Source organism: Mycobacterium sp. NGS33 (assembly GCF_059812885.1).
In genome coordinates this window covers 269,162-295,904 of sequence record NZ_JCALDN010000004.1, presented here as the reverse complement: position 1 = coordinate 295,904, position 26,743 = coordinate 269,162, and the positions used below count along the sequence as shown (strand labels likewise).

General features: G+C 66.7%; 26 protein-coding genes and 1 tRNA gene. 18 read left to right on the top strand and 9 right to left on the bottom strand.

Going from position 1 to position 26,743, the window contains the following annotated elements; all coding sequences use genetic code 11:
* Positions 1-36: 36 nt before the first annotated feature.
* Entirely contained in the window at positions 37-663 is a 627-nt protein-coding gene (locus tag AC5Y5B_RS11655) for a GNAT family N-acetyltransferase (protein ID WP_500005375.1), read from the top strand.
* A gap of 15 nt (positions 664-678) precedes the next feature.
* Here the strand turns inward: AC5Y5B_RS11655 and crcB (AC5Y5B_RS11650) are convergent, their stop codons facing one another.
* Positions 679-1,062, bottom strand: coding sequence for a fluoride efflux transporter CrcB (gene crcB / locus AC5Y5B_RS11650; RefSeq protein WP_112633980.1), 384 nt, complete (start codon positions 1,060-1,062; stop codon positions 679-681).
* The gene (gene crcB, locus AC5Y5B_RS11645) at positions 1,059-1,457 is read right to left on the bottom strand and encodes a fluoride efflux transporter CrcB (RefSeq protein WP_112633981.1); all 399 of its coding nucleotides are present in this window, start codon (positions 1,455-1,457) and stop codon (positions 1,059-1,061) included. Before crcB (AC5Y5B_RS11645) ends, crcB (AC5Y5B_RS11650) begins: the two co-directional genes overlap by 4 nt.
* A 101-nt stretch (positions 1,458-1,558) precedes the next feature.
* On the opposite strand from crcB (AC5Y5B_RS11645), the gene pgm reads away from it, so the two are divergent.
* The 5 genes from pgm (at position 1,559) to AC5Y5B_RS11620 (ending at position 7,232) form a co-directional block, all read left to right on the top strand.
* Positions 1,559-3,199: a phosphoglucomutase (alpha-D-glucose-1,6-bisphosphate-dependent) gene (gene pgm / locus AC5Y5B_RS11640; RefSeq protein WP_112633982.1), complete on the top strand. Its 1,641-nt coding sequence runs from the start codon at positions 1,559-1,561 to the stop codon at positions 3,197-3,199.
* Positions 3,200-3,290: 91 nt separating this feature from the next.
* Positions 3,291-4,460 (top strand): MFS transporter, encoded by a 1,170-nt coding sequence (locus tag AC5Y5B_RS11635; protein ID WP_289176499.1) that lies wholly within the window; start codon positions 3,291-3,293, stop codon positions 4,458-4,460.
* A gap of 56 nt (positions 4,461-4,516) precedes the next feature.
* Positions 4,517-4,589 (top strand) — tRNA-Ala (locus AC5Y5B_RS11630).
* A 49-nt stretch (positions 4,590-4,638) separates the two neighbouring features.
* Positions 4,639-4,938: a hypothetical protein gene (locus AC5Y5B_RS11625; protein WP_500005374.1), complete on the top strand. Its 300-nt coding sequence runs from the start codon at positions 4,639-4,641 to the stop codon at positions 4,936-4,938.
* Positions 4,939-5,093: 155 nt separating this feature from the next.
* Positions 5,094-7,232, top strand: coding sequence for a hypothetical protein (locus AC5Y5B_RS11620; protein ID WP_112633985.1), 2,139 nt, complete (start codon positions 5,094-5,096; stop codon positions 7,230-7,232).
* A gap of 23 nt (positions 7,233-7,255) precedes the next feature.
* On the opposite strand, the gene AC5Y5B_RS11615 is transcribed toward AC5Y5B_RS11620, so the two are convergent.
* Positions 7,256-7,471 carry a hypothetical protein gene (locus AC5Y5B_RS11615; RefSeq protein ID WP_112633986.1) on the bottom strand — a complete coding sequence of 72 codons (216 nt, stop codon included), beginning with the start codon at positions 7,469-7,471 and terminating at the stop codon, positions 7,256-7,258.
* Positions 7,472-7,908: 437 nt separating this feature from the next.
* Between AC5Y5B_RS11615 and AC5Y5B_RS11610 the strand changes: the two genes are divergently transcribed.
* Positions 7,909-8,103, top strand: a complete 195-nt coding sequence (locus AC5Y5B_RS11610; protein WP_112633987.1) for a long chain fatty acid-CoA synthetase Faa4p — start codon at positions 7,909-7,911, stop codon at positions 8,101-8,103.
* Here AC5Y5B_RS11610 and AC5Y5B_RS11605 read toward each other — a convergent pair.
* Positions 8,100-9,500, bottom strand: a complete 1,401-nt coding sequence (locus AC5Y5B_RS11605; RefSeq protein WP_112633988.1) for an aldehyde dehydrogenase — start codon at positions 9,498-9,500, stop codon at positions 8,100-8,102. The two genes, AC5Y5B_RS11610 and AC5Y5B_RS11605, sit on opposite strands and share 4 nt — an antisense overlap.
* A 185-nt stretch (positions 9,501-9,685) precedes the next feature.
* Between AC5Y5B_RS11605 and AC5Y5B_RS11600 the strand changes: the two genes are divergently transcribed.
* The 10 genes from AC5Y5B_RS11600 to AC5Y5B_RS11555 all read left to right on the top strand — a co-directional run bounded on the left by AC5Y5B_RS11600 (position 9,686) and on the right by AC5Y5B_RS11555 (position 18,002).
* Complete coding sequence (locus tag AC5Y5B_RS11600; protein ID WP_112633989.1) at positions 9,686-10,954, top strand: aromatic ring-hydroxylating oxygenase subunit alpha; 1,269 nt, start codon at positions 9,686-9,688, stop codon at positions 10,952-10,954.
* Positions 10,951-11,286, top strand: coding sequence for a hypothetical protein (locus AC5Y5B_RS11595; protein ID WP_205869149.1), 336 nt, complete (start codon positions 10,951-10,953; stop codon positions 11,284-11,286). Before AC5Y5B_RS11600 ends, AC5Y5B_RS11595 begins: the two co-directional genes overlap by 4 nt.
* Positions 11,283-12,530, top strand: coding sequence for a metal-dependent hydrolase family protein (locus AC5Y5B_RS11590; RefSeq protein WP_112633990.1), 1,248 nt, complete (start codon positions 11,283-11,285; stop codon positions 12,528-12,530). The genes AC5Y5B_RS11595 and AC5Y5B_RS11590 overlap by 4 nt, the downstream gene beginning before the upstream one ends.
* Positions 12,531-12,541: 11 nt before the next feature.
* The gene (locus tag AC5Y5B_RS11585) at positions 12,542-12,994 is read left to right on the top strand and encodes a MarR family winged helix-turn-helix transcriptional regulator (protein ID WP_112633991.1); all 453 of its coding nucleotides are present in this window, start codon (positions 12,542-12,544) and stop codon (positions 12,992-12,994) included.
* A 91-nt stretch (positions 12,995-13,085) separates the two neighbouring features.
* Entirely contained in the window at positions 13,086-14,174 is a 1,089-nt protein-coding gene (locus AC5Y5B_RS11580; protein WP_112633992.1) for a ferredoxin--NADP reductase, read from the top strand.
* A 34-nt stretch (positions 14,175-14,208) separates the two neighbouring features.
* Positions 14,209-14,952, top strand: a complete 744-nt coding sequence (locus AC5Y5B_RS11575; protein WP_112633993.1) for an SDR family NAD(P)-dependent oxidoreductase — start codon at positions 14,209-14,211, stop codon at positions 14,950-14,952.
* A gap of 13 nt (positions 14,953-14,965) precedes the next feature.
* Positions 14,966-16,228 carry an aromatic ring-hydroxylating oxygenase subunit alpha gene (locus tag AC5Y5B_RS11570; RefSeq protein ID WP_112633994.1) on the top strand — a complete coding sequence of 421 codons (1,263 nt, stop codon included), beginning with the start codon at positions 14,966-14,968 and terminating at the stop codon, positions 16,226-16,228.
* On the top strand, positions 16,225-16,563 hold the full coding sequence (locus tag AC5Y5B_RS11565) for a hypothetical protein (RefSeq protein WP_165821828.1): 339 nt from the start codon (positions 16,225-16,227) through the stop codon (positions 16,561-16,563). Before AC5Y5B_RS11570 ends, AC5Y5B_RS11565 begins: the two co-directional genes overlap by 4 nt.
* A gap of 40 nt (positions 16,564-16,603) precedes the next feature.
* Positions 16,604-17,449 carry a TauD/TfdA dioxygenase family protein gene (locus tag AC5Y5B_RS11560; RefSeq protein WP_112633995.1) on the top strand — a complete coding sequence of 282 codons (846 nt, stop codon included), beginning with the start codon at positions 16,604-16,606 and terminating at the stop codon, positions 17,447-17,449.
* Position 17,450: 1 nt separating this feature from the next.
* Positions 17,451-18,002: a carboxymuconolactone decarboxylase family protein gene (locus AC5Y5B_RS11555; RefSeq protein WP_112633996.1), complete on the top strand. Its 552-nt coding sequence runs from the start codon at positions 17,451-17,453 to the stop codon at positions 18,000-18,002.
* A 17-nt stretch (positions 18,003-18,019) separates the two neighbouring features.
* On the opposite strand, the gene AC5Y5B_RS11550 is transcribed toward AC5Y5B_RS11555, so the two are convergent.
* Complete coding sequence (locus AC5Y5B_RS11550) at positions 18,020-18,211, bottom strand: ferredoxin (RefSeq protein ID WP_112633997.1); 192 nt, start codon at positions 18,209-18,211, stop codon at positions 18,020-18,022.
* Between the two features lie 173 nt (positions 18,212-18,384).
* On the opposite strand from AC5Y5B_RS11550, the gene eno reads away from it, so the two are divergent.
* A complete protein-coding gene (eno, locus tag AC5Y5B_RS11545) occupies positions 18,385-19,665 on the top strand; it encodes a phosphopyruvate hydratase (protein ID WP_112633998.1) in 1,281 nt (426 codons plus the stop codon).
* Positions 19,666-19,670: 5 nt separating this feature from the next.
* Here eno and AC5Y5B_RS11540 read toward each other — a convergent pair whose 3' ends face one another.
* From AC5Y5B_RS11540 to AC5Y5B_RS11525, 4 genes are read right to left on the bottom strand one after another with little or no spacing between them, the layout of a single operon-like run.
* Entirely contained in the window at positions 19,671-22,553 is a 2,883-nt protein-coding gene (locus AC5Y5B_RS11540; RefSeq protein ID WP_112633999.1) for an ATP-binding cassette domain-containing protein, read from the bottom strand.
* Positions 22,554-22,598: 45 nt separating this feature from the next.
* On the bottom strand, positions 22,599-23,426 hold the full coding sequence (locus tag AC5Y5B_RS11535) for a mycofactocin-coupled SDR family oxidoreductase (RefSeq protein WP_112634000.1): 828 nt from the start codon (positions 23,424-23,426) through the stop codon (positions 22,599-22,601).
* Complete coding sequence (locus AC5Y5B_RS11530; RefSeq protein ID WP_112634001.1) at positions 23,423-26,266, bottom strand: MMPL/RND family transporter; 2,844 nt, start codon at positions 26,264-26,266, stop codon at positions 23,423-23,425. The genes AC5Y5B_RS11535 and AC5Y5B_RS11530 overlap by 4 nt, the downstream gene beginning before the upstream one ends.
* Positions 26,263-26,661, bottom strand: a complete 399-nt coding sequence (locus AC5Y5B_RS11525) for an MmpS family transport accessory protein (RefSeq protein WP_165821830.1) — start codon at positions 26,659-26,661, stop codon at positions 26,263-26,265. The genes AC5Y5B_RS11530 and AC5Y5B_RS11525 overlap by 4 nt, the downstream gene beginning before the upstream one ends.
* Positions 26,662-26,743 lie beyond the last annotated feature (82 nt).

Below are 26,743 nucleotides of genomic sequence, written 5' to 3'. Positions count from 1 at the left end.
CGCGTTTCACCAGCAACGTCGTAGGCTCGTGCAGAAATGAGTGACGCCCAGCCCATCCTGCCTCGGGAACTGATCGATCTGCCCGAGGCGATCAGCAGCGTCCCGGCGCCGCCCATCCCGGACCTGCCCGAGCCCTACGGACTGCGTGTCGTCGACCCGGACGCCGACGCCGAGATGATCTCGGAGTGGATGAGCCGGCCCCACTTGGTGCAGGCCTGGGAGTCCAACTGGCCGGTGCGGCGGTGGCATCGCTACCTGCGGGCGCAACTGGAAGGCGGGTTTTCGCGCCCTTTCATCGCCACCCTTGACGGCGTCGATCGCGCGTATATCGAGTTATACAGGGCGGCAAAGGATTCCATTGCCGCACGATATGAGCACCACCCCCACGACCTGGGATTGCACGTTGCGGTCGCCGATTTGGACCACATCGAGCGCGGGCACGTCAGCTACCTGCTGCCCTATCTCGTGGTCAGCATCCTGACCCTCGATCCGCAATGTCGCCGCATCATGTTCGATCCCGACCACCGTAACGTGTTGGCGCGCAAGTTCTGTGAGCGCAGCGGTTGCACATTTCTCGGTGAGCATGACATGTCGAATCGGCGGATGGCCCTCTACGTGTTACCCCGCACCCCGCAGGACATCCCTCGGCGCCGTGACGCCTGAGGCCAGGCCGCGCGCTCAAAGCTGTTGTGCGATCTGCTGTCCGATCAATGCCGCCGCTTCGCCCAGTATCACGCTGACGACGATGTTGGCCAGCGCGGCGCGCAACCGACGTTCCTCACCGAGCCGCTGCGTTTCCAGCATCCAGGTTGAAAACGTGGTGTAGGCGCCGACGAAGGCGGTGCCCGCCAGCAGGGCCACCTCCTTGTTCAACGCCAGCCCGCCGAGGAAGCCCAAAAGCGCTGCGCCGCTGATGTTCACGGTCAGCGTGCCGAACGGAAACGGCCGAGTAGCCCGGCGCGCCACGGCGCGGTCGATGACGAAGCGCAGTACCGACCCGATGCCGCCGATCAGCACGACGCCGACCCAGACCAGAGCCGTCGTCACGGTGGCGGCCGTCATCGACGCACCCGGACCCGCCGCACCAATTTGGTGGCAAGGTGCACCGCCAGCAATCCCAGCACGATGCTGGTGGCCGTGTATCCGACGGCCAGGCCCCAGTGGCCGTGCTCGATCATCCTCAGCGTCTCGACCTGCATCGTCGAGAAAGTGGTTAAACCGCCGCACAATCCGGTGCCGAGCAGGGGCCGCCGGTAGCTCGATGTCGGCAACCGCTCCAGCAGCCGCGTGGTGAAGTAACCCACCAGGAAGGCGCCGACGATGTTGACCGCGAACGTGGGCCATGGCCAGTTCGCCGGATCGCCGGGCGCCAGTGTGCTCAGCGCGGCGCGGGCCAGGGAGCCCAGCGCACCGCCGGCAAACACCGCGGCCAATTCGCGATAGTCCCGTTGAGCCAAGGCGTCGGTTCCCTTCGTTTGCCGGTGCGCTACGCAGCGTATGGCCGACGTCCAGACCGGCGCAGCCCGGGGGGACAGGGACACGGGCAGAATTGATAACCATGGTGGCCCACCCTCGCGCCGGTCAGCCGGCCCAGCCCGAAGACCTCGTCGATCTGCCCCACCTGGTGACGGCGTATTACTCGATCGCGCCCGATCCCGGTGACGTCGCCCAGCAGGTGGCGTTCGGCACGTCGGGCCATCGCGGGTCGGCGCTCAACGGCGCGTTCAACGAGGCGCACATCTTGGCGATCACGCAGGCCATCGTCGAGTACCGCGCCGCACATGGTGTGACGGGCCCGTTGTTCATCGGCCGGGACACGCATGGGCTTTCCGAGCCGGCCTGGGTGTCGGCGCTGGAGGTGCTGGCCGCCAACGACGTCGTCGCCATGATCGATTCCCGCGACCGGTACACGCCCACCCCGGCGGTCAGCCACGCGATCCTCACCTACAACCGGGGCCGCACTGACGCGCTGGCCGACGGAATCGTCGTGACCCCGTCGCACAACCCGCCCGCCGACGGTGGCTTCAAATACAACCCGCCCAACGGCGGCCCGGCCGAGACCGACGCGACCAACGCGATCGCCAAGCGCGCCAACGAGATCCTGCGCGAGGGGTCGGGGATCAAGCGCATTCCGCTGGCCCGCGCGCTGCAGACCGTGCAGCGCCACGACTACCTCGGCAACTACGTCGACGACCTGCCCACCGTGGTCGACCTCGATGCCATCCGCGAGGCCGGGGTGCGCATCGGCGCCGACCCGCTGGGTGGGGCCAGCGTGGACTATTGGGGCGAGATCGCCCAGCGGCACCGCCTGGATTTGACCGTGGTCAACCCGCTGGTCGACGCGACCTGGCGGTTCATGACCCTCGACCATGACGGCAAGATCCGGATGGACTGCAGCTCGCCGGACGCGATGGCCGGGCTCATCTCGATCATCGCCAACAGCGACCGCTACCAGATCGCGACCGGCAACGACGCGGACTCCGACCGCCATGGCATCGTCACGCCCGACGGGGGCCTGCTCAACCCGAACCACTACCTCGCGGTGGCCATCGAATACCTCTACACCCGGCGGCCGTCGTGGCCGGGCGGCATCGCCGTCGGCAAGACCGCGGTCAGTTCGTCCATGATCGACCGGGTGGTCGCCGGCATCGGCCGCAAGCTGATCGAGGTGCCGGTCGGATTCAAGTGGTTCGTCGCCGGCCTGATCGACGGCACCATCGGCTTCGGCGGCGAGGAGTCGGCCGGGGCGTCGTTCCTGCGGCGGGACGGTTCGGTGTGGACCACCGACAAGGACGGCATCATCCTGGCCCTGCTGGCGTCCGAGATTCTCGCGGTCACCGGGCTGAGTCCGTCCCAGCGCTATCAGCAGCTGGCCGACGAGTACGGCGCGCCGTTCTATGCGCGCGTCGACGCACCCGCCGATCGCGACCAGAAGGCGCGCCTGTCGAAGCTCTCCGCCGACCAGGTGACCGCGACGGAATTGGCGGGGGAGCCGATCACCGCGAAGCTGACCGCGGCGCCCGGCAATGGCGCACCGCTGGGTGGATTGAAGGTGACAACGGCCAATGCGTGGTTTGCCGCGCGCCCGTCGGGCACCGAGGATGTGTACAAGATTTACGCGGAATCCTTCAAGGGGCCTGAGCATTTGGCGGAGGTGCAGGAAACCGCGCGCGAGGTGGTTAATAAAGTCATTGGGTGACCTTTTCCCTCCGTCTTGCCCGCTCGGGGGGCGTGCGTCCCGTTCCAGCCGGCTGCCGCGCGAAGTCTGGATTCTGAGCTGGGCGAATATCATGATCGCCCTGGGCTACGGCGTGATCTCGCCGGCATTGCCGACCTTTGCGCGTACCTTCGGGGTCAGCATCAAGGCGGTGACTTTCTTGGTCACCGTCTTTTCATTGAGCCGGTTGTGTTTCGCACCGATCAGTGGGCTGCTCACCGAACGGTTGGGTGAGCGACGCATCTACATCGGCGGTTTGCTGATCGTGGCGGTGTCCACCGCCGCGTGCGCCTTCTCCCAGGCTTACTGGCAGTTAATGCTTTTCCGGGTTTTCAGCGGCATCGGGTCGACGATGTTTTATGTCTCGGCGCTGGGACTGATGATCCACATCAGTCCTCCCGATGCGCGCGGCCGGATCGCCGGGCTGTTCACCACCTCGTTCATGGTGGGCGCGGTCGGCGGCCCGGCGGTCGGCGGCCTGGCGGCGGGGTGGGGGTTGACCGCTCCGTTCGTCGTCTACGGCGTCGCCATGCTGGCGGTTGCGGTGGTGCTGTTCTACAGCCTGCGCAATTCGGCGCTGGCCGCGCCGCCGCCCCCGACCCGATCCACCGTGACGCTGCGCGAGGCGCTGCGGGTGCGCGCATACCGCTCGGCGCTGCTGTCGAATTTCGCGACCGGCTGGTCCGCGTTCGGTCTTCGCGTCGCGCTCGTCCCACTGTTCATCTCCGACGTGATGGGCAGGGGCATCGGGATCATCGGCGTGGTGCTCGCGGCGTTCGCGGGTGGAAACGCGTTGGCCGTCATACCCAGCGGCTACCTGTCCGACCGGATGGGCCGGCGCACCCTGCTGATCGTCGGCCTGGTGACGTCCGGGGCGGCGACCGTCTGGCTGGGCTTTGTGTCGTCGTTGTCGGTCTTCATGGTCGCGGCGGCCGTGGTCGGGGCGATGACGGGCATCTACATGTCGCCGTTGCAGGCCGCCGTCGCCGACATCCTGGGCAATGAGGCGCGCGCGGGCCTTCCCGTGGCGACGGTGCAGATGATGTCGGACCTCGGTGCCATCGTCGGGTCCATGGCGGTCGGGTGGGCCGCCGAGCAGTTCAGCTACATGTGGGGTTTCGTCATCAGCGGGATCGTGCTGCTGATCGCCGCCATCGGCTGGGTGGTGGCGCCGGAGACCCGCACGGTGGCGGATCTCGAGGCGGACCTCCTGGCGTCCGAGGCGGACGTGGAGCCGGTCTGAGCAGCAACTTTGAAGGACGGTAACCGGTGGTGTAGCTTCGATGGGCACGACTTCTCGGGGCTATGGCGCAGCTGGTAGCGCACCACACTGGCAGTGTGGGGGTCAGGGGTTCGAGTCCCCTTAGCTCCACCGAGCGTTTGCTGATTATCGAGCGTTAGAGCTGGGTATGCAGCAAGCCGTGCGTGTCATCTACGTCCTCGCCGCGGTTGGCGTAGCCATTGCGGTCTTGATTGTCGGGCCGGCGGTGCTCATGGCGTCTGCGCACGCCGATTACAGCGGTTATCGCCGCTGCGTGGGAAAGATGACCGAGCCGATCGCGGGGCACGACCCGCAAAACCTCCAACTCGTCGGCGTTATCGAGCAGGATCTCGATTCCGGGGTGACCCCGGCCGCAGAGGCCCACAGAGTGGCGCAGATGGGATTCGACCCGAGCTTTGCCAACGGCATCGTTCAGTGCGTGATTGAAGAACGTCCGTAGGCACGCCCGATAGGTTGCGAACGAGTTGTGGTCGAGCGCAACAGCTTTGGCGGCCGCTTTTTCTGGCGCGGCATCCACCACCCATTTGAGCGGGCCGACACAACCGCGTATACAACGACGGCATCATGCGTGCCGCCGAGGGACGGAGTCATGACATGCATCGCCCCGACACGATCATCGAAATCCATCGCGAACGCGTGCAGGATCAGACGGCCGAGATGTTCAGCGGCGACAAGTACACGCAATCGGTGGACGGCACCGGCTACTCGGCGACGGCCACCCTCGACCTCACCCTGGACCGCGTCTGGTTCGTCCTCGACGCCCGTGCGCGGCTGTGGCAGGAGGAGGCCGACGGGGAAGTCCGCGACCCGCTGCGGCATTTCGCGATAGACCTGGTGATTTTCGAATCGAAGATCGTGATCGATTCGGTCACCTGCATCCCGCTGGTCTCGCTGCCCCCCGCGACGATCACCATCCCGGATGGTCCGCGCGCCGGAGAGTCGCGCGAGATTGCCTACAACGAGATTCCGTTGTTCGGGCGGTTGACGATTCACGATCAGCTCGAGCCGCACCGGTTAGAGCCGGGCAAGCAGACGATCGCGCTGAACTTCACCGCCCAGGACGCCCCCGCGCTGGTGGCCCAGCCGCTGCCGGACCGGCACGTCGGGTGGCTGTTCGGTCCGCACGTCGAGCGGCGTGAGGGCGGGGTGACGGTCTTCGCCGGACAGGACCCGCGGATCAGCTGGGAACTCGACTACGCCGAGGCGTACTGGATCCACAGCATCGCCGGGGAGCTGATGGTGAACCTGGAGAAGCTGCAACACCCCGGCCTGTCCGACGATGAAGCCAGAACCAGGGTACTCGACTCGCTCGCGGCCCAAATCGCCGACGCGGTCCGCCCGCAACTGGAGGCGATGGGAGACAACGGGATTCAGGCGTTACTGCCGTCGCCCGTGGACGTCGATCCCGAGGCGCAGGACGACAGCACGGTCAAGGACCTCGACGCCATCGTGCAGCGCTTCGACGTCGGCACACCGGCCATGCAGACCACCGAAGAATCCATGGTGGTGCAGCTGCAGACGCTGCGCGAACTGCCGCCCGGTGAGGAGCTGCCCCCGTCTGTTCTCGCCGAAAACCCGCGTGAGAGGGCGGCTTTGGCCGCCACCGGGTGGAGCATTCTGCGGCAGGTCCGTGACACCGTGATGAACAGTTTCGATCTCGACGCGAGCGACTTCGACCCCGATGCCCCGTGCGCGCTGGCGGGGCCGAAGACCATCAGCATCGGCGGGCAAGACCGGAGCCTTGACGCCCTCGACGCCGACATCGTGCCGCGGACCGGGGACGGCCGGTTGGTCGTCGACGGCGCCGTGAGCGCCGAAACCAAGCTCTATGACTTCAACGCCACCTTCAAGGTGACCTACGACATGGGCCTCGGCGACATCCCCCGCGACCCCAAGGACAATGAACTGTTGCGCAAAGACGTGGACACCATCGAGCTTCTCGAAGAGACGCTGAACCTCGCCGCTCAAAAGAAGCGCGCCGGCCACCTCAGCGCCGAAGACTACGAGGCGGAGGTCAAGCGGGTCAGCGAGCGATTCGATCGGCTACCGCGAACCGTCGGGGTGCGACCGGCGCAGAACTCCGAGCCCGACGTGAACGCCGAATTCAGCCTGACCGCGGCCGGCAAGGTGGCCACGGCCGCGGGCGCGGCGGCCGTCGTCGGTCTGCTCGCGCTGCCGGTGACGGCGGTAGCGGGGGCGGCGGGGGTGGGTGCCGCCGGCGCGGGCGGTCTGTTGACCGTCGCGATCGCGCAGTACATCACCACCGTCCTGACCATCGACTGGTTCGGCACCGGCATCGGTTCTCGTCAGGTCAAGAAATCGCTGAACGACCAACCCGAGGGCACCTCGCTTCCTCCGATCGGAATGCCGATCGCCGTCGACCTCAACCGCCAACGCCTCGCGGTGTACTTCCGTCCGGTGCCGGCGAAGCTGTGGATCGATTGCGTCATGGCCGATGCGGACGACGATCAGGCGGGCGATGTGGACGGGGTCCGCGTCGTCGGTGGCCGGTGGCCGGCCGATGGCCACCCGTGGCGGCTGTCGCACGATGACGCCGTGTTGTTCGTCGACGCCGACGAGCTGGAGCTTTTCGTCGATCCGGCCAGTGCGGGTGGCCGCGAGGTACCCGTGGGGGTCGACACCGGGGCGGACGGACGGCGCCGCCTGCGGGCGCAGAGCGATCCGGGCCTGCTGCGCGGGCTGGTGCACTGCGACGAGCGGGACTCACCGTAGCGAGTCGGGGCCCTTCGCCGTGGTCAGCAGAAGGCGGCGGCCGAGAACCATCCGCCGGCCACCAGCGCGATCAGGAGCGCGGCGGTGGTTTGCCCCATCATCGCGGCCGCGACGACGCCCACGATCGCGCAGATAAAGACGGTGACGGTCAGGAAGGCGACGAGCACACGGTGTGAATTGACCGCCGCGCCGGTACGAGGCGCGACGACGGTCTTATGAGGACGATCCACGACAACCATGAAATCTCCTTCGATGTGACGCCCGCAACATACCACGCCCAGGTGTGGCCTACATCACATTGTAGGCGCGGCGCCGGTTGGCGGCGACGGTCACGCGATCAACACGGCGGGCGGCCCGATCGACGCGCTGATATCGCTCGCCGGTCAGGCTCTCCACCGTCAGGTCCCATGGACGAAATCGCTTCGGGCCGAGGCGATTGACGCGAGCGACTCCAGGGCGCGCCACCACCCGTCGGTGCGGCCCGTTGGACGTCGCCAATTGGTCGTTATCCGGCCGAGATCGCCAATTAGGTTTTCCCCTCGATGCTGGATTACTCTTGCCCGCGGTTCGTTCGCGACTCAGGAAAGCAGCCATGTCTGTTCAGCCCACTCTGCTGCGCCGTCAAACATTGCGCAGTGCCCGCCGAGCGCGGGTCGCTCCCCGCGTGACGTGCCCCATGGTCGGCCAGTGCTTCGACATCGAGATCACTCGTGACGCGGACGGATGGATGATCCGCATTCCCGAGGTCGGCAGGGCCACCCGCGCCAGCACCCGGGCCACCGTGGAGCTGGCCGCCCGGGAATGCATCGCGACCTGGACCGGCATCCCGATCGGTTATGTCGCCGTTTACGTCACCAGCGAGACGAGCTAGCCCCCCGGCGCGATGGCGATCGATTTCGTGTCCACGTAGCCGTCGAGCCCCTCGGGGCCGAGTTCACGGCCGTAGCCGCTGCCCTTGACGCCGCCGAAAGGCGCGAACGGGTCCATGGTGTAGCCCTGGTTGATGCCGACGGTGCCGGTATGGATCCGCGCGGCGAGTCCGAGGGCCCGCTCGGTGTCGTTGCCCCACACCGATCCGGCCAGGCCGTAGTCCGAATCGTTCGCGATCTGCACCGCCTCGTCCTCGTCCCGGTAGGGGATGACGGTGATGACGGGGCCGAAGATCTCCTCCCGCGCGATGCGCATGGCGTTGTCGGCCGCCGCGAACAGGGTGGGTCGGACGTACCAGCCGCGGTCGAGTCCGTCGGGCATGTCGGAGCCGCCGACGACCAGTCGCGCCCCCTCCTGCTGCCCGACGTCAATGTAGTCGCGAACGCGCTGCTGCTGGCGACGGGAGACCAGGGGACCGAGCTGGGTTTTCGGGTCGCCGGGATCGCCGACGCGCAGGCCGGCCATCTCGGCGGCGAGCGCGTCGACGTATTCGTCGTGGCGCGCCTGGGGCACCAGGACGCGGGTCAGCGCGTTGCAGATCTGGCCGCTGTTGGACAGGCTCGCCGATCGCACCCCGGCGGCGACCTTCTCGGGCGCCGCGTCGTCGAGGACCAGCGCCGCGGACTTCCCGCCGAGTTCGAGACTGACCTTGGTCAGATTGGCGGCGCAGGCCGCGGCGACGGCGCGACCCGCCGCGGTGGAGCCGGTGAAGGACACCTTGTCCACTCCGCGGTGGCCGACCAGGTACGCGCCGAGTGTCGCATCGCCGGGCAGCACGCTGACCACGCCGGGAGGCAGGCCGGCCTCGTCGATCATCTCGGCTAAAAGCAGGGCATCCAAGGGGCTTTCGGGCGCCGGCTTGAGCACGACGGCGCAGCCGGCCAACAGCGCGGGCACCAGCTTGGTGACGATGAGGAATTGGGGCATGTTCCACGGCACGATCGCGGCGACGACGCCGACGGGCTCCTTGCGGACCAGCACGTCGCTGCCGAAGAAGCCGGCCCTGGTCTCCTGCCACTGATGCCGCTCGGCCAGATCGCAGAACGCGCGGATCATGAATGCGGGCAGGCCCACCTGGGCGCGCTGGGCGAAGCTGATCGGCGCGCCGATCTCGGCGGTGATGGTGTCGGCCATCTCGCCGCGACGCCCGTCATAGATATCGGCCAGGCGCCGGATCGCGGCGATCCGTTCCGACGGTTCGCTGCGCCCCCAGGCCGAGGTCAGGGCCGCACGCGCGGCGGCCACCGCGGCGTCGACGCCCTCGGATCCCGCCGCATCGACCTCGGCGATGGGCTCTTCCGTGTGTGGTGAGATGACTTGCACGACGTTGCGGTCCATCCGTGCCTCCCGAGGCCAATATCAACTACTTGCTATTGATGGGGTCGAGGATATACCGTCGGCCGTGACGGAGCTCTCAGGGATCGGTGAAACCGGTGCGCAGCTGGTTGTTTCGCGCAGACAGTACTGCGGTACGCGGCTGGGCGCCGAGCGTTCTCCGACATTGGACTGCATAAGGAGCGATCATGGCTCGATTCCCCAAACCGCCGGAGGGCAGCTGGACCGAGCACTATCCGGAATTGGGCACCGACCCGGTGTCGTACGAGGACTCCATCAGCCCGGAGATCTACGAGCTGGAACGCGAGGCGATCTTCAAACGCGCCTGGCTCAATGTCGGTCGCGTTGAACAGCTTCCGCGTAAGGGCAGTTACCTCACCAGGGAGCTGAAGGTCGTCAACACCTCAATCATCTTGGTTCGCACGGCATCTGGTGACATCAAGGCCTACCACAACGTGTGCCGGCACCGCGGCAACAAGTTGGTGTGGAACGACATGCCGCAGGAAGAAACGAGCGGCGTGTGCCGGCAGTTCACCTGCAAATACCACGCCTGGCGCTACGACCTGGACGGCAACCTCACCTTCGTGCAGCAGGAGGAGGAGTTCTTCAACCTCGACAAGAGTCGCTACGGCCTGGTGCCGGTCCACTGCGAGGTCTGGGAAGGTTTCATCTTCGTCAACTTCGCCAAGAAACCCGAGCAGTCGCTGCGAGAGTTCCTGGGGCCCATGGTCACCGGGCTTCAGGGCTACCCCTTCGACAAGATGACCTCCCGCTGGTACTACCGCTCGGAGGTCAAAGCGAACTGGAAGCTCTACATGGACGCGTTCCAGGAGTTCTATCACGCGCCGGTCCTGCACGCGAACCAGTCACCGACCGCGTACTCAAAGGCGGCCGCCGAGGCGGGCTTTGAAGCCCCGCACTACCGGCTGGACGGACCACACCGGCTGGTCAGCACGTCGGGGGTGCGGGCCTGGGAAATGGCCGACGAGATGCGCAAGCCGATGGAGGACATCTGCCAGAGCGGACTGTTCGGGCCTTGGGACAAGCCCGATCTCGGGCCGATGCCCGCCGGGCTCAATCCCGCCAAATGCGACCCGTGGGGCCTGGACTCGTTCCAGCTGTTCCCCAACTTCGTGATCCTGTTCTGGGGGCAGGGCTGGTACTTGACCTATCACTACTGGCCGACCTCATATAACAGCCACCTCTTCGAAGGAACGCTGTACTTCCCGGCGCCGCGTACCCCGCGCGAGCGGGTGGCTCAGGAATTGGCGGCGGTGTCGTTCAAGGAATACGGGCTGCAGGACGCCAACACCCTGGAGGCGACGCAGACGATGCTCGAATCCCAGGTGATCGACGAGTTCCTGCTCTGCGACCAGGAGGTCCTGATCCGTCACCTCCACAAGGAGACGGCCGCCTGGATCGATGACTATCGCCGGACCTCCACGGCAGGAGTGTGAACACGATGTCGATGCTGCCCGCCGAGTTCGCCGACCTCGAACGGTTCGCCGAGTGGTGCCTGCCCAGCGAACCGGAACGCTACGCCAAGAGGCTGGCCAGCTCCATGACGGAAATGAAGGCGTTTTACGACGCGATCACCCCGCGTGCCGAAGAGGCGCTGGCGTTCTGCGACAAGTTCTCTCTCGACGACCTGCCCGACGACGTCGCGAACCTGATGCACCTGCTGTACTCGATGATCATGGTGTCGTTCCCGGTGGAGTGCTGGAAACAGCCGCGCGTCCCCGATTCGGGGGCCTCGACCCTGGACTGCGTGTCCGAGCCCGTTCCATGACCTTCGTGCTGCGGGCGGCGCGGTGGGCTGACGTCGTGACCGGTCAGATCCACACGCCGGCGGAGGTGGTGATCGACGGCGAACGCATCACCGCGATCAATCCCGAAGAGCCGCTTCCGGATTCGGCCACCGTCATCGATCTCGGCGACGTGACGTTGCTGCCGGGGCTGATGGACATGGAGCTCAACCTGCTCATCGGCGGGCCCGGGGGACCGGAAGGGCTGCCCTCGCCGATGCACGGCGTCCAGGACGACCCCGCCTACCGCACGCTGCGCGGCGCGGTCAACGCGCGCACCACCCTGGAGGCCGGGTTCACCACGGTGCGCAATCTCGGGCTGATGGTCAAGACCGGGGGGTACCTGCTCGACGTGGCGCTGCAGCGCGCCATCGACCAGGGCTGGCACGTCGGACCGCGCGTCTATCCCGCCGGGCATGCTGTCACCCCGTACGGCGGGCATCTGGACCCGACGGTCTTCCAGCGGTTGGCCCCCGGGGTCATGCCGCTCTCGGTCGCCGAAGGTATCGCCAATGGGGTGCCCGACGTGATCGCGTGTGTGCGTTACCAAATCCGGCACGGCGCCAAGCTGATCAAGGTGTCCGCTTCGGGCGGGGTGATGTCGCACAGCACGGCGCCGGGCGCCCAGCAGTACTCCGATGCCGAGTTCGCCGCGATCGCCGACGAGGCCCACCGCGCCGGAGTCCGGGTGGCCGCACACGCCGTGGGGGACAGCGCAATTCAAGCGTGCATTCGCGCCGGCATCGACTGCATCGAGCACGGCTTCCTGGCCAGTGACGAGACCATCCAGATGATGGTTGATCACGGCACGTTCCTGGTCTCGACCACGTATCTGACCGACGCCATGGCCATCGATCGCATCGCGCCGGAACTACGCAAGAAGGCACTCGAGGTGTTCCCGCGGGCAAAGTCGATGCTGCCCAAGGCCATCGACGCGGGTGTGCGAATCGCGTGCGGCACCGATGCGCCGGCCATACCGCATGGCCAAAACGCCAAGGAACTGGGCGCGTTGGTCGAACGGGGCATGACCCCTGCGCAAGCGATCCGCGCGGCCACCGTGGTGGCCGCCGAGCTGATCGAGGCGGACGACGAATTGGGCAGGCTGGCGCCCGGCTATCTGGCCGACATCATCGCCGTTCCCGGCGACCCGTTCGCCGACATCGCCACCACCCTCGACGTTCGCTTTGTCATGAAAAACGGGCAGATCTACAAAGCGCCCGCGGCGTAACGGAGGCGGGCATGGAACTCACCGACAACATCCTGTGGCTGCTCAAGCAGGCCTTCTACTACTCGCTGACCACCATCAACGAGGCGATGCGCGAACACGGCGTGAGCACCGCCCAGATCGGCGTGCTCCGCCAACTGGCCAACGAACCCGGCTTGTCCGGCGCCGAACTCGCGCGGCGCCTGCTGATCAGTCCGCAGGGCGTCCAGCTCGCGCTCACCGCCCTGCAGCGCCGCGGCCTGGTGGAACGAAAACAGGATGCCCAGCACGCCCGCATCCTGCGGGCCTACCTGACCGCGGAAGGCCGCAAGGTCGCCGAAACGGTGGTCAACGACGCGATCGCCGCCCACCAGGAGGTCTTCGGCGTGCTGACCGAGCAGGAGCAACGGACCCTGCGTGAACTGCTGGGCCGGGTGGTCGAAAAGGGCACCGGCCACGAGCTGTTCAACGACCATGTCGAGGGCTGACCGCCCAGCGCGGCGTGGCCGCGGGCGTCGGCGCGCGGCACCTATATCTAGTACTTGAGACTAATCGCAAGTAGTTGATACTCTGGCGGAGATGACTGACGATGGCGCGGCAACGGGTGTCGGTTCGGCGACGGCGACCGACGCCGGGGCCGGCGTTGTCGACATCGCCGCGTTGCCGGATGGCTTTGTGCCACTGCGGATCAAGCGTGTGATCCGAGAGACCCGTGACGCCGTGTCGATCGTTCTCGATGTCCCGCCCGGCAGCGCCGCACAGTTCGGCTATCACGCCGGACAGTTCCTGACCTTGCTGGTCAGCGTCGACGGACGCGAGCATCGGCGGTGTTATTCGATGTCTTCCACCCCCGGGGAAGACCTGCAGATCACCGTCAAGCGCGACCGCGACGGCGTCGTGTCGAACTGGCTCAACGACAAAGCGGCGCCGGGGGACGAGCTGCCCGCCTTGCCGCCGCAGGGCCGCTTCGTGTTGCGCGACAGCGATCGCGCGCTGGTCGCCTTCGCCGGCGGAAGCGGTATCACGCCGGTGTTTTCGCTGCTGCGCACGGCGTTGCAGTCCGGCACTCGCGCGACGCGGCTGTTCTACGCCAACCGCAGCCGCGACGCGGTGATCTTCGACCAGGCCTTGGCGTCGCTGAACGCGAGGCACCCGGACCGCTTCGTCCTGCACCATCATCTCGACGACACCAGCGGCTACATCACCTCGGCGGACGTGGAGGCGTTCGTCCGGGACGTCGGGGACGCCGACGTTTACCTGTGCGGGCCCAACGAGTTCATGGAGACCGTGCGAAATGCGCTGTGCGCGGCGGGCATTCCGGACGATCGGCTGCACGTCGAGCACTTCGACGTCAACGACGTCACCGCGGCGGCGCCAGCCGGCGCTGAGGTGGTCACCGACGAGGTCACCATCGTGCTGGACGGGGCCACGACCACCGCGCGGTATGACTCGGGCAACACGCTCCTGCAGACGGCGCGGATGGCCGGCCTGCGGGCGCCGTCCTCCTGTGAGATCGGTTCGTGCGGAACGTGTATGGCCCGCCTGACGCAGGGTAGCGCCCGAATGATCAACAACGACGCGCTCGACCCGGATGAGGTCGACGAGGGCTGGGTGTTGACGTGTCAGGCCCTGCCCACCAGTCCCACCGTGCGGGTGGTCTACGAGTGAGCCAGAGAAGGCGGTCGAACGTGGAGCGGAGCCGATGAACAGGGTTGCGGTGGTGACCGGCGGCGCCTCGGGCATGGGCGAGGCGACGTGCCATGAATTGGGCCGGCGCGGACTCAAGGTCGCGGTCCTGGATGTCAATGAGGGTGCGGCGCAACGTGTCACCGACGACCTGCGCACCGACGGAGTCACCGCGCTCGGGGTGGGCGCCGACGTGACCGATCGGTCCGCCGTGGAGCAGGCCTTCGCGAAGATCCGCAGCGAGCTGGGCCCGGTGACGGTCCTGGTGACCAGCGCAGGCATGTTCGACTTCTCGCCGTTCCTGGACATCACCGCCGAAACCTGGTCGCGGGTCATCGATGTCAATCTCACCGGCACCTTTCACTGTTGCCAGGTCGCACTGCCGGACATGGTGGAGGCGCACTGGGGACGGATCGTGATGATCTCGTCGTCGAGCGCCCAGCGCGGCTCGCCGTTCGCCGCCCACTATGCGGCATCCAAGGGGGCGGTGATCACTTTGACCAAGTCGCTGGCCCGCGAATACGCGCCGCACGGGATCACGGTGAACAACATTCCGCCCTCGGGCATCGAGACCCCGATGCAACACCAGGGGCAGGCCGCCGGGTATCTGCCGTCCAACGAGCAGATGGCCAGCAACATCCCCTTGGGCTACCTCGGTACCGGGGCCGATATCGCCGCGGCCGTGGGATTTCTGTGTTCGGAAGAGGCAAGGTATATCACCGGCCAGGTCTTGGGCGTCAACGGCGGGGCGGTGATGTGAAGGTGAGGATCCGATGACGAGACAAGGCAGGCCCCCGGAGGGCTCCTGGACCGAGCACTATCCCGAATTGGGCACGGGGCCCGTGTCTTTCAAGGACTCGACGTCGCGGGAGTTCTACGAACTCGAGCGCGAGGCGATCTTCAAACGGGCGTGGCTCAACCTCGCGCGGGTGGAGGAGTTGCCGCGGGTCGGCAGCTACCTGACCAAGGAGATCGAAGTCGTCGGCGTTTCGGTGATCCTGGTCAAGGGCAAGGATGAGCGCATCCGGGCGTTCTACAACGTGTGCCGTCACCGCGGAAACAAGCTGGTGTGGAACGATTTTCCCGGCGAGGAGACCCGCGGGACGTGTCGGCAGTTCACCTGCAAGTATCACGGCTGGCGCTATGACCTGCAGGGCGCGCTGAAGTTCGTCCAGCAGGAATCGGAGTTCTTCGATCTCGACCTCGCGCAGTACGGATTGCGTCCGGTGCACTGCGACGTATGGAACGGGTTTGTGTTCGTCAACTTCGACCCCGAACCGCGCCAAACCCTGCGGGAGTTCCTCGGTCCGATGATCACCGGCCTCGACGGTTATCCGTTCGAGAAGCTGACCGAACGCTACGACTGGGTGGCCCACAACAACAGCAACTGGAAGATCTTCGCCGACGCCTTCCAGGAGTACTACCACGTGCCCTCGCTGCATTCACAGCAAGTGCCCTCCGAGGTGCGCGACCCCAACGCCGGATTCACGTGCGGGCATTTCCAGCTCGACGGCCCGCACCGGCTGGTCTCTACGGCCGGGCGGCGCCGGTGGCTGCTGCCACCGGAATACATGTATCCGATCGAGCGGGCCACCCGCAGCGGACTGGTGGGACCGTGGCGAACCCCCGACATCGGCGAACTGCCGGCCGGACTCAACCCCGGGGGGATCGAGCCCTGGGGCATCAGCAATTTCCAGATCTTCCCCAACATCGAGATCCTGATCTATGGCGGGTGGTATCTGCTGTACCGGTACTGGCCCACCTCGCACAACACGCACCGATTCGAGGCGTACACCTACTTCCATCCGGCGCGCACGGTGCGGGAGCGCATCGAGCACGAGGTCGCCTCGGTGGTGCTCAAAGAGTTCGCGCTGCAAGACGCCGGAATGCTCGGCGGGACGCAGGCGGCGCTGGAATACGGCATCGTCGATGACTTTCCCCTCAACGACCAAGAGATCCTGGTGCGCCACCTGCACAAGGTCGCCGTCGATTGGGTGGACGCCTATCGCCGCGAACGGGATTCGGTGGGAGTGTGACCATGAACCCGATGCTGCCCAGCGCGTTCGCCGAGCTGGAGGACTATGCCGAAACCTGGTGCCTGGCAACCGAAACGGAACGCTGGAACGCCCGGGTCAACTCGTCGATGCCCGAACTGCGCGACTTTTACGACGCGTTCTTCCCCCGGCTCGAAGAGGCGATCGACTACTGCGACAAGTTTCCCCTCGATAACGTGCCCGACGATGCGCTGAACCTGTTGCACATGATCTATTCGCTGATCATGGTCGCGATGGCGGTGGAGATCATGCATCAACCCGCCCCGGTCGACGCCGCCGACGCGGTGATGATCCGCACCGGCGGCCCGGTGCCCTGACCTTTCCGCTACCAGACATCGCTTTTTCGAAAGGAGCACGATGAGTCTGCTCACCATCACCAAGCTCACCGAATCCGTCGGCGCCGAAGTCGCCGGACTGGACCCGGCCGCCCTCGCGGGCGACGACTCGGTAGGTGAAGCCGTCCTGGATGCGTTGGAGGACAACGGCGTCCTGGTCTTCCGCGGTCTGCAGCTCGACCCGGCGGCGCAGGTCGACTTCTGCCGGCGCCTCGGCGAGATCGACCACTCCTCCGACGGTCACCACCCGGTGCCCGGCATCTATCCGATCACCCTGGACAAGTCCAAGAACGCCTCGGCCGCCTTTTTGAAGGCCACCTTCGACTGGCACATCGACGGCTGCACGCCGCTGGGCGACGAATGCCCGCAGAAGGCCACCGTGTTGTCGGCGGTACAGGTCGCCGAATGGGGCGGCGAAACCGAATTCGCCAACTCTTACGCCGCCTACGACGCCCTGACCGACGACGAGAAGGAGCGGTTCGCCACGCTGCGCGTGGTGCACTCGCTGGAGGCGTCCCAGCGCCGCGTCTACCCCGACCCCTCCCCGGAACAGGTGCAGCGCTGGCGATCCCGGCGCACGCACGAACACCCGCTGGTGTGGACCCACCGCAGCGGCCGCAAGTCGCTGGTGCTGGGCGCCTCCGCGGATTACGTCGTCGGCATGGAGCTCGATGAGGGACGCGCCCTGCTGGACGGGCTGCTCGAGCGCGCCACGGTGCCCGACAAGGTCTACAGCCACAGCTGGTCGGTCGGCGACACCGTCATCTGGGACAACCGCGGGGTGCTGCACCGCGCGGCCCCGTACGATCCGGACTCACAGCGCGAGATGCTGCGCACCACCGTGCTCGGCGACGAACCGATCCAATAGCATGACCGCGTCCGACGGACATCCGCTTCGCCTGTCACCGTTGCCCGCCGACGAGTGGGACGAGGGCGCGCGTGCGGCGCTGGCGTCCCTGATTCCGGCCGGGCGGGCGAATCCCGTTGGCGCGGGCAATGTTTTGTCGACCATGGTCCGCCATCCCGAGCTGACCGCGGCCTACCTGCCGTTCAACGCCTACCTGCTGACCCGGTCGACCCTGTCACCCCGGGTGCGAGAAGTCGCGCTGCTGCGCGTGGTGCACCGCAGCAATTGCGGCTACCTGTGGTCACACCACATCCCGATCGCCCTGCGCGCCGGCCTGACCGAATCCGAGATCGACGACATCCGGGTCGGGCGCTGCGCCGATCAGACCGATCAGGCCGTGATCCGGGCCGTCGACGATCTCACCTCCGACAGCACGATCAGCCAAGCAAGCTGGGACCTGCTGGGCGAGTTGTTCACCCACCAGCAGTGCATGGACCTGACCTTCACCATCGGCGGCTACCTCTTGCTGGCCTTGGCGGTCAACACGTTCGGCGTCCAGGAGGAGCACGGGTAGACGCGCTCCGCGGTGCGCTAGTCCTCGCGGGATAGGGCGGCGCGCGGGCACTCGGCGATCGCTCGCTCGACCAGCGCCTCCTGCTCGACGGGCACCGGATCGGCGATGACCACCGCGTAGTCGTCATCGTCGAGCCGGAAGACATCTGGCGCGATGTTCACGCAGTAGGCATTGCCTTCGCACCGATCAAGATTCACTACCGGCCGCATGAAGATCCTCCTTCTCCGATCCCCCTGGCCGAGAGCCCGGAGTTTTTACAGTCCAGATTGTGTAAACGCTAGTTTAGAGCGCCCGGGCGGGAAACGACGCACTGGGCGCCACTTCTCAGTGACCTCTCAGTGCCACGGTCATACGCTGGAGCCCTGGGTCCTGGAGGTCGACGATGAAGATCGCATCCGTCATCGCCCGCCAGTTGCTGGACTGCAAAGCCCGGCCTCTTCTGGAAGTCGAAATCACCACGGACACGGGCATTGTTGCCCGCGGCGCGTCCCCGACCGGCAGCTCGGTGGGTTCGCACGAGGCGTACGTCCTGCGGGACGGGGACCCGACGCGATACAACGGCCTGAGCGTGCACCGCGCGATCGCCGCCGTGGACGACGAAATCGCTCCGGCCCTGATCGGCGCGGGGCTCGACGATCCGCGGTCCCTGGACCGGGTGCTGATCGCGCTCGACGGCACGCCGGACAAGCACCGGCTCGGCGGCAACGCGATCTACTCCACGTCGATCGCGCTGTGGCGCGCGGCCGCCGCCGCGGCGGGCACGCCCACCTACGCCTACGTCGGCGCGCTGCTCGGGCTCCAACCGCCCACCACCGTCCCGGTGCCCAGCTTCAACATGATCAATGGCGGGCACTACGGCGATGTCCGCCAGACGTTCAGCGAGTTCCTCGTCGTGCCGTACCGCGCGGACTCGATCGAAGCCGCGGTCGAAAAAGGGGTGAGCCTGTTCGAGACGCTCGGCGAGGTCCTCGCGCGGCGGCTGGGTCGCGCACCGATGCTAGCGTCCTCGTACGGATACATCGCGCCGTCCAGTGACCCGCACGCCGTCATGGAGGTGCTCGCCGAGGCCGTCGAGCGGGCCGGCTGCGCCGACATCATGGCGTTCGCGCTGGACTGCGCGTCCAGTGAGGTATACGACAGTGACTCTGCCACATACGCTTTCAACGGTGAGCGGGTGACCGCGGAGGAGCTGATCGACTACGCCCGCGGACTGTCGCAGGAGTTCCCGATGCTGTTCATCGAGGACCTGCTGGAGGGCGACGACTGGGCCGGATTCGCCAAGGCCGTGCAGACGGTGAACCGATCGATCATCCTGGGCGACGACCTGATCGTCACCAACCGGGCCCGCCTGCAGCGGGCGGTCGAAACGTCCGCCGTGGACGGTTTCGTCTTGAAGCCCAACCAGGTGGGAACCATCGCCGAGGCGCTGGACTGTTTCGAATACGCCACGCGCAACGCCGTTTTGGCGATACCTTCGGGCCGCTCGGGCGGCGTCGTCGACGATGTCGTGATGGACCTGGCGGTGGGCCTGGCGGCACCGTTTCAGAAGAACGGTGCACCGCGCTCCGGCGAGCGCGTCGCGAAGCTCAACTTCCTGCTGCGCGCGGCCGAAGGCATTCCGGACTGTGCGTTGGCGGACGTGCCGGCGCTGGCGAGGTTCTAAATGCGTCAGTGGCCGGCGACCAACGCGAGCTCGGCCGCCACCGCGCCACCACAGACCATCAATACGATCGAAAGCGCCAGCCAGTCGGCCGGTTTCGGCCGCGACGGCGCGGCCGAGATCTGGCCGGTGCCGCCGCGGGCGGTGATCGCATCGCCCATCTCGTCGGCGCGTCGCAGCGTCACCGTGATGACCGCGACGACAACGTCGATCACGTCCGCCGCCGGACGCCGCAGCCGGGCCCGGCGGGTCCGCGGGGGGCGCTTGGGCCGCAACCGGCGGGCGGCGAAGAGGACCCGGAATTCGTCGATGAGCATCGGGAAGGTGCGCAGCGCGAGCGCCAACGCCACAGACCAGTCGTCGACCGGGATCCGCAGTGGGCGCAGGAAACGGCCCAAAGTGGCCACCGCCGGGGCGACTTGGGCGACATTGGTCGTCCACGACACCAGCGCGCCCAGGCCGAGCAGCACCACCGACAGGACGGTGATGCGGAGAAAGTCCAGCAGGCCGCCGAGCCCGAGCGAGACGGCGCCCAGTCGGACGTACGGACTCCCGCCGGCGAATGTCGCGTTGGCGGCGACGATCACCAGCACGATCAACAGCCAGCGCGGCACGGACGGCAGCACCCCCCGTGGGATGCGGGCGAGCCAGATTCCCGTCACCGCCAGTGCGCCGGTGAGCCCGATCGCCACCCATCCCGGAAAGAACGTCAACAGCAACGAAACACCAAATACCACAAGCAGTTTCGTTCCGGCCCACAGCTCGTGAATGGGTGAGGTGCCCGGCACCGGCCGCAGCAGCACGAAGGGACGACGGCGGCGGGCCGGGCGCGTCGCCGGCGGGGCGGTGGCCACCGCACGGTGCGGGGCCGCGGCCGGTGGCGGTTCCAGCGAACCGTCACGCAGGTGCAGGGTGCGCGGGCACAGCTCCTGAAGCCCGGCGAAGTCATGCGAAATGACCACCACCGTCAGGCCGGTGTCACGGCGTCGCTGGGCCAGGAGCTGGACCAGGCCGCGCTGGCTGGCGGCGTCCAGCCCCGCCAGCGGCTCGTCGAGGATCAACACCCGCGGCGACCGCGCCAGCAGTCCGGCGAGGACCACGCGACGCATCTGGCCGCCGCTGAGCTGGTCGATGCGCCGCGTGGCCAGACCGGCGTCCAGGCCGACGGCGGCCAGCGCCGCGGTCACCCGCGCGCGATCGGCGGGCGAAAACCCTGCGGCCGAAGCCACTTCCAGGTCGACCCGGCTCCGCATCAGCTGCAGCCGGGCCGCTTGGAATTGGAGCGCGACCGCTCCGACCTGTTCGGCGGTCGGGCGCCCGTCGAGCAGGCAGGCGCCGGTGGCCGGCGCGGTCAGGCCGGCCATGATCCACGCCAGCGTCGACTTGCCGGAACCGTTGCCGCCGTGGATCAACAGCCCGTCGCCCTCGTGCACCGCGAAGCTGACATCGCGCAGCGCGGTCTGGGCCCAGGGGGTGCCGCTGGCGTATTCGTGTCCGACACCGACGAGTTCGAGCACCGGCGGGCTGGCGGGGCGTCCGTTCGTCACCGTCGGAGCCGGCGCGGTCGCGCTCCGTACCAGGTCGGCGTCCATCGATGTGTCGCCGAGATTGATTGCGCGGTCGGCGTATTCGGCCTCGTCGTTGTAGTGGGTGATGTGCACCAGGGCCGTTTGATGGCGCTCGGTGAGTCCGGACAGGACGGCGAGCAGTTGCTCCCGGCCCTGCCGGTCGACCATGCTGGTGACCTCGTCGGCGATCAGCAGCGCCGGCTCGCGCGCCAGCGCCGCGGCCACGGCTAGGCGCTGCAGCTCCCCGCCGGACAGGCTGCCCGTGTCGCGATCGGCCAGCGCGGCCAACCCGACCTCGCCGAGCAGCCGGGGGATGTCGGTGCTCTTGCCGGGCGGCAGGCCCCAGACCACGTCGTCGGCGACGCGCGTGCCCAGCACCTGGCTCTCCGGATGCTGCATGATGACGGCGGTGCCACCGAGTTCACCGAGCCCCACCGCGCCCGGACGCTCGACGATCCCCGACGTCGGCTCGCGCCCGGCCAGGATCAACATCAGGGTGGTTTTCCCGGAACCGTTGGCCCCGGTGACCGCGATGTGTTCGCCCGTCCGCACGTCCAGGCTGACCGCACGCAGGGCGTCGTGGTCGGCGTGCGCATAGCGCAGCCGCACCTGCTCGAGGCGTACCGGGACGGGCCGGATCGGACCGCTGCTCGCCGGCGCGTCCAGCTTGTGCACGTCGGGAATGCCGCGCAGTCGCTCCAGCACGCGGGACAGCGCCCACCAACCGACCAGCGACGCGCCCATGATGACGAACACGGCGTAACCGAGGACGAGCCACTGCCAGTAGTGCAGGGCCTCGGCGAAGAACGCCTTGAACTGTTGCGCCGGGGCGCGCAGCGGGCCGGCCCGCGATACGACCGTCACGGCGCCGTCCACGGTGGCGCTGGCGGCGTGGAAGGCGAGTTGGCGGAAGCGGGTCAGGACGGTCAGCGCGGCGACCATCCCGGCACCGACGACGACGCCCGCGCCAAACGAGACCGCGATCACGGTCGGTGTGCCGCGCCGGTGGCGCTTGACGGTTCCGGCCAGCCCACCGACATAGGCGCAGAGCGCGATCGCTCCCAGGCCGCTCAGTCCGACGACCAGGAATCCGATCACGCCGGCGGCGACCGTACAGGCGATCAGCACGCGGATTCGGTAGCGGTAGGCCAACAGTCCGGTCGGCACGCTGCCGAGCAGGCCCAGCCCCCCGCCGTGCGGAAGGACGACCGCGATGATGGCGATCGCCGCGCACAAGGCGCCCATCACCGATGCCTGCGCCAGCTCGCCGGGTCGCAGCGATCCGGCCCGCGTTTTCGGCATCGCAGCGCCGGGCGCCTTCACGACACGATTATGCCCGTCGCCGGCGGCCGGCCTTTTGCTCTCTTATCAGATCTTCAGGTAGCCCTTGTCGGCGGGAATTTGCGCGGCCGTCACGAGCGAGGAGGCGTCGCTGGCGAGCCACAACACGATGTCGGAGACCAGGTTCGGGTCGGCCAGCGCGTCGGTCGGTAGCGCGCCGGGAGAGAAGCTGTGGATGTAGGTCTGGTTGTCGGCGAAGAGCTGCCACATCGAGGGGTCGTTGCCCATGGGCGTGTCGGTGCCGTACGGGTGCACCGAGTTGACCCGGATGCCGTACCCGCCCAGCTCCACCGCGAGCGAGTTCGTCAGCCCGACCACACCGAACTTGCTGGCGCAGTAGTGCCCGCACCCGGGGACGGCCTTGATGCCCGCCGCCGAGCTGATGGTGATGATCGAGCCGCCGTTGCCCGCCTGAATCATCGCGGGCACAGTGGCTTTGATCGTGTTCCAGACCCCGGTCAGGTTGGTGTCGAGGACGTCTTGCCATTGCTGCGCCGAAATCTCCCAGAGCCGGCCCCAATTGAGCACGCCGGCGTTGGCGACGACGATGTCCAGGCGGCCGAATTGGGTGATCGCTTCGTCGACGAGCCGCTGTTGCCCCGCGGCGTCGCGGACATCGACCTGCGCGGCCAGCATTTTGCGACCTTCGCTTTCCACCAGGCTCGCCGTTTCGGCCAGGTCCTCCGGCGTCGATGCCGGATAGCCGTTGTTCGCCGCCACCGGGCCGCACACGTCGATGGCGACGACGTCGGCACCGGCCCGGGCCAGCCGCACGCAATGCGAGCGGCCCTGTCCGCGCGCGGCGCCGGTGACGAACGCGACCCGGCCGGCCAGGGGTTTGTCGTTGTCGCTCATACGATCTCGGCCTTCTGTGTCTGGGGCAGCGGGCGGGTACGCACCAGCGTGGGCCACCAGAACCACGGCCCGAGGATGCGCAGGATGCACGGCACGACGAACGAACGCACGATCAGCGTGTCCAGCAGCAGGCCGATGCACACCGTCGAACCCACCTGGCCGACGGTACGCAGATCGCTGGTCAGCATTGCCAGCATGGTGAAGGCGAACACCAAACCGGCCGACGTCACCACGCCGCCGGTGCTGCCGAGCGCGCGGATCAGCCCGGTATGGATTCCGGCGTGCAGCTCCTCTTTGACACGAAGGATCAACAACAGGTTGTAGTCCGAACCCACCGCCACCAGGATGATGAACGTCAGCGGCAACACCAACCAGTGCAACGGCAGGCCGATGAGGTGTTGCCATACGAGGATGGAGAGCCCGAACGCCCCGGCGTAGGAGAAGGCCACCGTGCCGGGGATGACAATCGCCGCCATCAGACTTCTGGTGAGGAACAACATGATCAAGAAGATCAGCACGAAGGCGGCGATCGCCACGATGAGCAGATCGGACGCCGCGTATTGCTTGATGTCCTTGTTGGTTGATCCCGAACCGCCGATGTAGACCTTCGAGCCGGCCAGCGAAGTCTCTTTGAGCGCAACGGTTATCGCCGTGGGGAACTGCTCAACGTGCTGCACGCCCTCGGGGCCGTTGGCGTCCCCCTCATGGGTGATGATGAGCCGGGCCGCCTTGCCGTCGGGCGACATCAGCAGTTGCATACCCGTTTTGACGTCGTCGTTGTCGAAACCCTCGTGTGGGATGTAAAAGAAGTCATCACTGCGGGATTGATCGAAGTCGAGCCCCACATTGATCTGGTCTTCGAATGTCTGGTCGGTCTGAGTGGACTGCAGAGAAGACTGGCCGTAGGTGCTGACCAAAAGAGAGGCCAAAGCCTCCGAGTCGTCGGCCGTGAGTTTGAGCTGCGTGATGATTTGCGGCAAGGTCTTGTCGATGACCTCGAGAGACGTTACGGCGTCCTTGATGTCGTCGGCCATCTTGTCGAGGCCGTCGATCGACTCGAACAGCGACCTGAACGCGTAGCAGATGGGAATGTCGAAACAGTGCTTCTCCCAATAGAAATAGCTGCGAATAGGCCGGAAGAAGTCTTCGAGGTTGGCAAGGTTCGACCGTAACTCGTCGGTGACCTTTTGCATGTCCTCCATGGTGAGGACCGTCTTGTGCATCTCATCCGACATCGTTTGGAAGAAGCCGATCTCTTTGCGCAAGACCGCGACCGTGTGCTGTGTGATCTGTGCCTGCTCGTTCGTATTGGCGTTCTGCTGCAAGGTGAACGGGAGCTGTTGACCGCTGCCGCTGCCTTGCGTGGTGAACAAGTAGGGGATGGTGGCATGTTCCAGCGCCCTGCCCATGGGCCTGGTGATGCTTTGCACCATCGCGACGCCGGGGAGGCGTTGCAGGGCCTTGGCTGCGCGGTCCAATGAGATGAAGTCACCCGAGTTTCGCATGTCGTGATCTGACTCGATCATCAGCATCTCGGAAAACAGCTTGCTCTTCGGGAAGTGCCGGTCGGCGGCCTGGAAACCCAGGTTGGCGGGCGAATCGTGCGGCTGGTACTGGCGGTCATCGTAGTTCTGCCGGTACGTCGGCACGAAGATCGCCCCGAGCAGAACGGCGGTGGCGCTGGCGAAGAGGATCGGCACCGGCCACCGGACCACGCTCGTCCCGAAGCGCCGATACAGATGCGCCTTGGCCTTGCTTCTCGGGTCGAAGAGCCCGAAAAGGCTGCCCACGGTCAGGAACGCCGGGCCGAGCGTCAGCGCTGCCGCGATGGTGAACAGCATGCTGATCGCGACGGCCGGCCCCATCGTGTGGAAGTAGTTGAGCCGCGCGAAAGTCAAGCAGTAACACGCCCCCGCGATCGTCAGCCCCGAGCCGAGGATGACGGGCGTGACGCTCTTGTACGCGGTGTAGAACGCCTCCTCCCGGCTCTCGCCGTCGTGTCGGGCCTCGTGATAGCGGCCCATCAAGAAGATGCCGTAGTCCGTCCCCGCCCCCAAGGTCAGCGCGACGACGATGTTCACGGCGAACGACGAGAGCTCGATGTACCCGAGATGCCCGAGGGTCGCGATAACCCCCTTCGCCACCAGCATCTCGAACAGAACTCCGGCCAACGGCACAAATAGGGTGACGATCGAGCGATACACCAGCAGCAACATCGCGATGATCAGGAAGATCGTCACGATCGTGATGTTGTTCAAGCTCGAATTCGCAATAGCCACAGTGTCTTTGGCGAGGGGGGCCGCGCCACTGACATAGACCCTGAGCCCGGGCGGTGGCGCGTCCTTGGCGACGATATCCCGAACGGCGGCCACGGATTCGTTCGCTTGCATCTGGCCGATATCGCCCGCGAGACGCAGCAGCACGTACGCGCACTTGCCGTCGAGGCTCTGCGCCCCCGCCGCGGTGATCGGCTTGCCCCACAGATCCATGGCGTACTGCACATGCTTGGGGTCCTGCTTGAACCTGCGCATCAGATCGTCGTAGTACCGATGATCCGCGTCGCCCAGCGGCCGGTTGGCTTCGAGCACGATCATGGCCAGGCTGGTCGAATCGGACTCGCGGAACTTCGCGCCGATGGAAAGCAACGACCGCTGCGACGGCGCGTAGTGCGGAACCAGCGGCCCCGCCAACTCTTCGGCGACCCTCTCTACCTGCGGCATGAAGGTGTTCGTCGACACGGCGAGCAGGCCCCAGAAGGCGATGATCGGTATCGCGAGGACGCGGACCATCCTGGGGAAGAACGGCCGCTTCGCCCGAGGCTGGGCCTGGTGCTCGCTCATGCGGATTTGACCAGGCAATAGACGTGTGCGTCCTGGTGGGCATCGGACTGTTCGGCGCGGACGATGCCGTTCACCCGCAGCCGGCATCCGACTTGACCGCCGTGAACCTGCGCCGAGATGCTGCCGGACACCACGGTGAGTGTCGTCGCCTCGGTGTGCGACCAGGGCAAGGTCGTGAGATCGACCTGATGTGGATGCCCGTTGATGTCCACCCAGACGAGCATCCCGCCATCACCGACCGAGCCGAACAACTCATAGGTGAGCCGTTTGATGCTGAACTCCGGAGGCGCTGCCGGTTCATTGACGGTGATGACGGGCGGGGGATTGGAGAACTCGTGCACCTTCACCATCGCCACCCCGCCCACGCCGACGGCGATGACCGCGACCAACGGCATCCAGACTCGCGCCAACACGGTCCTGCCGACCGAACGAGGGCTCACTGGATCACCCCTCGGAGTCCGGTCCCAGACATCGTCT